General features: G+C 30.8%; 2 protein-coding genes. Both read left to right on the top strand.

Going from position 1 to position 2,974, the window contains the following annotated elements; all coding sequences use genetic code 11:
* Nucleotides 1-150 precede the first annotated feature (150 nt).
* Nucleotides 151-1,374 carry a bifunctional ornithine acetyltransferase/N-acetylglutamate synthase gene (gene argJ / locus Q0138_RS02855; RefSeq protein ID WP_297980652.1) on the top strand — a complete coding sequence of 408 codons (1,224 nt, stop codon included), beginning with the start codon at nt 151-153 and terminating at the stop codon, nt 1,372-1,374.
* A gap of 667 nt (nt 1,375-2,041) precedes the next feature.
* The gene (locus Q0138_RS02850; protein ID WP_297980649.1) at nt 2,042-2,860 is read left to right on the top strand and encodes an adhesin; all 819 of its coding nucleotides are present in this window, start codon (nt 2,042-2,044) and stop codon (nt 2,858-2,860) included.
* Nucleotides 2,861-2,974 lie beyond the last annotated feature (114 nt).

Below are 2,974 nucleotides of genomic sequence, written 5' to 3'. Positions count from 1 at the left end.
TTTAATTAAGTTTAATAATTTAATACTTGATTTAATTTTAATAATTTCATAACTTTAATTAAATTCTTATTTATTTTTATTAAATTCATTCTTTTTTTAAAATTAGTCATTTTATTTATTTAAAATTAAAAATAATTCTTTGGTGTTGTTATGGCAAATATTAATGTAATTGAAGGCGGGATCTGTGCAGTTAATGGTGTTAAGGCTGCAGGGACTCGTGAAGGTAAGTATGGTCTTGCAGTTATAGAATCTAAAGATAGTGAAGCTTCTGCAGTTTTCACTTCAAACAAGGTTGTTGCAGCTCCGGTCATTCATACCCGTGAAATGATTAAGGGTGGAAGAATCTCTCTTGTTGTTGCAAACAGCGGTAACGCTAACTGTTTTACAGGTATTGATGGTATAAATGACTGTGAGAGAACTATTGATTTTGCATCAAAAATTACAGGAATATCTTCAAATGAAATAGCTACCGCTTCCACAGGTGTAATAGGTAGAAAAATGCCTATGGACATTATTTTGCCATTGCTTGAGAGGTCAATTTCCAAATTGGACAATTCCAAGGAAAATTCCACAGATGCTGCAAAGGCTTTGATGACAACAGATACCTATCATAAGGAATTTGCTGTTGAAACTGAAATCAATGGTGAAAAGGTTACCATTGGCGGAATCACCAAAGGAGTGGGCATGATTGCTCCAAATATGGGAACAATGTTATGCTTTATGGCAACTGATGCTAAAATCTCTTCTGAAGATATCAACAAGGCATTGAAAATAGCTGTCAATAAGAGTTTCAACATGATTGTTGTTGACGGTGATGAAAGTACCAATGACATGGCCATTCTTATGGCAAATGGAAAGTCTGGCGTTGATGTGGTGGAAGATGGTAAAATCAATGAGAATTTCCAGGAAGCATTGAACTTTTTATGCATCTCTCTTGCAAAGAAGATGGCTCGTGATGGTGAAGGGGCAAGCAAATTCATTGAATGTAAGGTGCAAGGTGCTAAAAGTGAAAATGATGCGATTTTGGCCTCAAAATCAGTAATCAGTTCATCCCTTGTTAAGTCTGCAATCTTCGGAGGAGACCCTAATTGGGGAAGAATTGCTGCTGCAGTGGGATATTCCGGTTGTGAAATGGATCAGGATACAATTAGCATTTCCCTTAACTCTGATGATGGAAAAGAGGCTATCTTGGTCAATCAAGGTGAAATATTGGCATTTGAAGGAACTGAAAGCTTAAAGATTGCAGAAGAGATAATGCAGGAGAAAAATGTTAATATTCTTGTTGACTTGTATCAGGGAGACTTTGAAGCTACAGCTTGGGGTTGTGACTTAACTTATGATTATGTTAAGATAAATGCGGAATACACTACTTAAGTTTAGATTAATACATTACTTAAATTTAGATTTAGTATGCATTACTTTAATTTAGATTTAGTATTCATTACTTAAGTTTAGATTTAGTATTCATTACTTAAGTTTAGATTTAGTATGCATTACTAAAATGTTGAAAATAGTTTATTCCTTTTATTTTTTCTTTTTTTAATAAAATTTATATTCATTAATTTTTAATTTAAATTCTAAACTTAAAGAGCTATTTTTGAATACATTCATTAGTAAAGTATATATAATATCAAAATTATAAATATAATTAAGTTTTATTATTAAAGCTTTTTTTATGAAAATTTTAGTATATTTGAAATTTTAACGATTATCAAGTTATACTTAGATATTTACTTAGATAGATGTTTTCTTATTCTAATTGGGATTGTGGAAAATGTTTGTTTAGTTATTCTTATTATTTACAATTGAAAAGGAGGATTATTATGGCAAAAGTTAAAGGTACTAACAAAAGAACCAGACCTAAAAGATCTTATAGGAAACCTGGTGGAAAAAGAGGAAGAGGAGTTAAACAAACTTGGAAAAAATAATTTTCCAATTTAACTATTTTTCTTATTTTCTAAATTATTATTATATTCATTAAAAAATATTAAACAATTTTAAACAATCTTTTTTTCATTAAATTACTATGGGAGGTTTATTTTTGAGGATAAAAGATGATAAATCTGATAAAAAATCAAGAAAACCTTCTAAAAAATTAATTTATTTGCTTATTATCATACTTATTATTCTTGCAGAGTCTTTCATCCTATGCTATGATTACATCAATAACGATGATAGCGTTTTGGCTGAATTGTCTGAAGATTACCCTTTTTTAAATGATGTCCTATCTGTTTTTCCAAGGAATGTCACGGATAGTGGAGATTTAAATGTTAAATCAAAGGTCATAGGTAACAACAGCATAGGTAATGTTGTGGTTGAAGGCCCTTATGGAAATCCTAATTCTTCAGTCAGGATTGCCTATATCATAGGGCAGCATCCTAGGGAATCAAATGCTCATGATGCTATTTATGAGGCTCTTCGCAATGATTGGGAAGAGTTGAACTACACTTATTATGTCTTCAAGATCAATGTAACCTCTGAAAAGGATGATTTTGAGGAAAGCAGAATGAATGGTCAGCTATTGGCACAGGAATTTGTTGTAAATCATATTGTTAAGAAGGGTTATGATTTGGCAATAGATGTTCATTCATCAAATGGAGGATATGTGCAGGACCCTTATATCTTTGCTCCGGTTTCATCCGATTCTATTGCATATAAGGCTGCAAATAATATAACAAAGGCCTTGTCATTTGTTATTTATTATGAACCTGCCAGCTATTCAAGTCCCCAATATTCAACAATTCCTATTGATGAGGGTGGAGTTCCATCTCTTGTATTTGAAATGAGGGGGAATCCGGATCACAGTTTGGAATATGAGGCTCGCGAGTTTGTTAAAACCGTTGACAATTTAAAATTATAATGGTTTTTTCTTTTTCTTTTTTTTATTTTAAATTTCATTTAATGTTTTTTATCTTTTTCTTTTTTTATTTTAAATTTCATTTAATGTTTTTTATCTTTTTCTTTTTTTATTTTA

It is taken from the genome of uncultured Methanobrevibacter sp., from assembly GCF_937906425.1.
Lineage (GTDB): Archaea > Methanobacteriota > Methanobacteria > Methanobacteriales > Methanobacteriaceae > Methanobrevibacter.
Note: the sequence above shows the minus strand (reverse complement) of the source record. Positions and strands in the feature narration are given on the sequence as shown.